6 protein-coding genes are annotated in these 4,542 nt (G+C 43.6%); 1 reads left to right on the top strand and 5 read right to left on the bottom strand.

From position 1 onward, the window contains the following. From WC958_06200 to WC958_06220, 5 genes are all read right to left on the bottom strand, one after another. Window positions 1-338, bottom strand: a 338-nt coding sequence (locus WC958_06200; GenBank protein MFA5629812.1) for a LamB/YcsF family protein, incomplete at its 3' end; no start/stop codon positions are given. Between the two features lie 23 nt (window positions 339-361). Next, entirely contained in the window at window positions 362-1,351 is a 990-nt protein-coding gene (locus WC958_06205; GenBank protein MFA5629813.1) for a biotin-dependent carboxyltransferase family protein, read from the bottom strand. 15 nt (window positions 1,352-1,366) lie between these two features. Beyond that, window positions 1,367-2,362 (bottom strand): carboxyltransferase domain-containing protein, encoded by a 996-nt coding sequence (locus WC958_06210; protein ID MFA5629814.1) that lies wholly within the window; start codon window positions 2,360-2,362, stop codon window positions 1,367-1,369. Window positions 2,363-2,391: 29 nt separating this feature from the next. Further along, window positions 2,392-2,619, bottom strand: coding sequence for a biotin/lipoyl-containing protein (locus WC958_06215; protein ID MFA5629815.1), 228 nt, complete (start codon window positions 2,617-2,619; stop codon window positions 2,392-2,394). Window positions 2,620-2,639: 20 nt separating this feature from the next. Continuing rightward, window positions 2,640-3,980 (bottom strand): aspartate aminotransferase family protein, encoded by a 1,341-nt coding sequence (locus WC958_06220; GenBank protein ID MFA5629816.1) that lies wholly within the window; start codon window positions 3,978-3,980, stop codon window positions 2,640-2,642. Between the two features lie 302 nt (window positions 3,981-4,282). Here WC958_06220 and WC958_06225 point away from each other — a divergent pair. Next, the coding region (locus tag WC958_06225) for a hypothetical protein (protein ID MFA5629817.1) at window positions 4,283-4,542 on the top strand (260 nt) is incomplete at its 3' end.

Here is a 4,542-nt window from a genome sequence, read left to right on the forward strand (position 1 = left end):
GGGCAAACATGAGTCATTGCCATCCCCTCAACTCTAAGAAAAGCATCCAACGCACCGAATTGGTAAATAGTATCGGCATACAACTCCTGTGCACTGAGGCCTAACATCCTCCGTCCGAATCCCTGGAGGTCTTTAAATCCCGGATGAGCTCCAACTGAAACTCCGTGCTTTTTAGCCAACCGAACCGATTTTTGCATTACCATCGGATCTGCGGCATGAAAACCGCAAGCTAAGTTGGCAGTCGTAACATACTCCATCAGCGCCTCGTCGTTACCCATTTTATAAAGACCGAAACTTTCGCCCATATCGGCATTAAGCGCAACTTTGATGAGTGCCATATCTTCTCCTTTTGCTAATCGCTTTAAGCTGATTCAATTGAGCCTTCAACGAATACTGCATTTTGTCTTTTTCTTAATTCTACGGCTTCGTCCAACGTACAGTAGATGAATTCAACCTCATCCCGGCCGGGAACTATTTGACCCATCATCCATTGGTCGACATAAATAATCGAAAGAGCACAGACATAGCCGCCCGAGGTCGGACCCTCTCTGGGTAAAATTATCGGGGTATCGCCGCTGATATTCAGACAGCCCGGTCCCGGATAACCGTGGTCTGTAATATTAGAAGGGTGCCCCCCGGCAGCTGCGCGTTCGGCATTGAATATCGGTTTAGGTCCGTCCAATCTGATTCCGGAGCGGTCACAGATTAGCTGAGCCTTATAAGTGGCACTGAAAAAAAGTTCCATCCCCTCTTCTGTGAAAAAATCGGGTGCCCCGTTTGGTCCAGGAATCGCCCTCATCTGCCATTTTTGACCGTATAATGGTATCAGATGTTTTTTAATTCTCCTTTTAATTAAATCATCAAGCGGTTTTGAAGGTTTACCGAAAGTAAGGTTATCGCCTCTTTTTAAAGAACGCCCCTCAACTCCTCCAAATCCCCCGTAAATGGCAGTAGACTTGCTTCCCAAATATTCGTCGGAGTTAACTCCTCCGGCTACCGCCAGATACTGTCTGAAACCGTTTATCTGTGCTCCTATCCGTCCGATATCGAGCCGGTCTTTTTTTTGTACGCTGTGGGTTTGCCATAAAGCTATTTCTGCACCGTTTATTTTAGGATTGCTGTCGGCTCCCGTTACTGCAATGACACTCTCCTCTTCAAACTCCATAACAAAGTTTGCACCAGTTATTTCAATCAAAGCCTCGTTTAGATCATTTCCGACAAGCAGATTGGCAAATCTTGCACTGTAGTGGTCCATTGTTCCGCTGTGGGCAATCCCGATATCCATATATCCCTTTCTTCCCTGCCACTCTTCGATAATGCTTTGAATGCCGGAAACTATAACTTTTGCCATTGATTAGACCTCCTCTTATAACGCAGGCGTAGCTTTACGCCCAGCTTCTTGCATTTTGCGAAGCTCTTTGGCATCGTCTTCTTTCGATGCATAAAAAGCCAACCACTCCTTCATTGAGAAGCGGCGTCCAACAATGTCGTATTCATATTTACCTTGTGCCACCTCATCATAAATTGCATCAACCTCCGGCTCACTGGCTTCATAAAACTGCAGAATATCGGTTGGTTTAAATAAAGCGGGACTCTCTTTGTACTGCTTATGTTTTTGATTGGCCTGAAAAATCGGAGCGGTTCTGCCAATCAGTTGATAACCTCCGCTGGAAGCTACCCCGAAAATAGTTGAACAGTAATCGGCAAGGTCGACTGTGCCTTCCGGTGTCCAAGAGCGGGCCGGATTGTATTTGGGACAGGTGATGGCACCAGCAGGGTTTAACGGGTAGTAGTAGGGAAGCCCTGGGAAAAATCCAACCATTGAAACTAACCACTCAGTCCCGACAAACCGCTTTTTAAGCTCATTGACACTCATCCCATTGTACGAAGCCACGTATGCTAAATTACTGTTGTCTTTACAGTTTACAGCCGTGGGATTAATTTCATTGACATATTTTTCAATCGATTTTTTAACAAGCGAATGGTCAAATGCTATCGGCAGACGGATAAAACGTGTTTCGACAACGCTATCGGTTACGCTTGCCAGAGCCATTTCAATATCGCTGACAATCGAAACCAGTTTGCTCTCGGTAACCAGTAAAGGATCGTAGACGTATAAAAGGCTCTCTCCCCCCGGTACGGTTTCGATTAACCCTTTAATGGCCATTGTTTTGACTGTGGCATTGATGACAATGACCCGCATCGAACTGAGGATGATATCTTTTATGCTTTTGTCAGCCGAAGCTTTCGCACTGCCGTAGACTACCTCCACAAATCCATCTCCACCACGCCGGAAGACTATTTCAGGGCACTCATCTCTCTCTTCGATTCGTTTAATAACGGGATTATATTTACTTGCCATTTTTACCTCTCTCTTTCTGTTAAGTTTAATCAGTCAACTCTGATTTGCATTAAGATTTCGTCACCGCCGACTTTTTGACCGGCAGTAATAAAGACCTCCTCAATTACTCCCCCTGATTCTGCAAATATTTCATTTTCCATTTTCATTGACTCCAAGATCAACAGAGGCTGTGACTCCTCTATCCGATCACCTTTTTTCACAATGACCTCCAGTACTGTCCCAGGCAGCGGTGATCTAAAATCGATTAGTTCTGCCATGTAAAATTCCTCCTTAAAAACTAAATAGCCCAACCGGCAAATTCTTTGACCTTTTTCTCATCAACCCTGTTGTTGATGGCATCACTGAGACTTCGCTCAATAATTCCAACGGCTTTTTTAGCCTCATCTTTTGTGAGAACCAACGGCGGAGTCATCTCTAAAACATTCGAAGAAATACCTGTACAAAAAAGAATCAACCCAAGTTCGTAGCATCGATAGGAGACAACCGCAGCTAAATCGGAAGCCGGCTTTTTACTCTTTCTGTCTAAAACAAGTTCTATTCCGATTATTAAACCCCGCCCTCTGACATCTCCGATGACATCGTATCGTTTTGCCAAAAGCAAAAACTCATTTTTTAAATAATCGCCAATAACAGCGGCGTTTTTAATCAGTTTCCCATCCTCAATTATCGCCAAAGTCTCCAATCCGCAGGCACAGGCCACAGGATTTCCCCCCGTGGTAAAAAGATGGGCACCGGTAGCTGCATCCATTATTTCTTTCCGCCCGACAACTGCACTTAAAGGCTGTCCCGAAGCCATCGGCTTACCCAGTACTACCGCATCGGGATTTACCTCGTCATGGTTGAAACCAAACATCTTGCCGGTTCTGCCGTAACCGACTTTAACCTCATCGAATATCAGATAGATTCCGTTATCTTTGCAGATTCGCTGCAACTCTTTAAAATACCCTTTGGGAGGTACCACATCTCCGCCGTCGCTTTGAACGGCTTCGGCAATTATTGCTCCTACTTGGTTGGCAGGAACAACAGAACCCAGAACAAACTCCTTTACATATTTAAGGCAGAAAAAATTGCAGGTTTCGAGTTCTTTGGCAAACGGACAACGGTAACAGTAAGGATAGGCAATCTTAATTACATTCCCTCCCCCGATAAAAGTACTTTGGGCAGGATGGCCGCTCATAGAGTACGAGCCCATTGTCATTCCGTGATACGAGCCTACAAATGTAATGATTCGGGGTCGTTTTGTTGCCAACGGCAACATTTTGGCCAAAAGCTCGTTTGCATCTGAGCCGGAGTGGCCAAACCAAACCTTTTTTTCAAAATCGCCGTCAATTAAAGCACATATTTTTTCACCAAGCAAAATACTCTCTTCACTCATAATTGAAGTCAGAGAAGAAAAAGAGAGTTTTTGCATCTGTTCGTTTGCCGCTTTAATGATTCGTGGGTGGCAGTAGCCGGTATTTGCAACCGCCCAACCGGCTGAAAAATCAAGATACTCTTTTGAATCTGCGTCAGTAAGGGTGCTCCCCTTACCCCTTTGAGCTACTACAGGAAAAAATCTAAGTTTAAGAACATCCGCAATAACATTTTTATCCCGTAAATATAGTTCGTTCCCATTCATATCCACTACCTCTTTTCTTTCATTAGGAGTGATGAAAAACCAATGAAAACAAATATTTACATAAAATTATGTTCAGCTGTCCTGCCTTCAGGTATAAGCCACAACGAGTGATTTGTCAATAAAAATTAAAAGTTAATTCCTATTACCTCCAAAAGTTAATAAAATTATAATTTAAAAAAGATACAAATTAACCACCGGTTTTCATCTGTTAAGGGGCGCACAAAAAAGCGGTTTTAATTGACGCTTATTGACCACCGTGATAGCATTTCCAAATCACCTAATAATTAAATATGGAGGAAGGTATGAAACTAAAGAAAACCCTTGTGGTGCTTGCTTTGGTTCTGGTCATGACCAGCGTTCTTTTTGCTGCCGGTAAAAGTGAAAAAGGGGAAGAGGTTGAAAATAAAAAGGTCTCTTTATACGCAAACATTACCGCAATAGAACCGATTCTCGATTCTTACAACAAGGATACCGGTTGGAATGTAGAGTACACCCGTTTATCGACATCAAAATATGTCTCCACAATAGTAACCGAGGCACAGGCAAAAAAATTGATTGCCGA

Source organism: Dehalococcoidales bacterium, assembly GCA_041656115.1.
Lineage (GTDB): Bacteria > Chloroflexota > Dehalococcoidia > Dehalococcoidales > UBA5627 > UBA5627.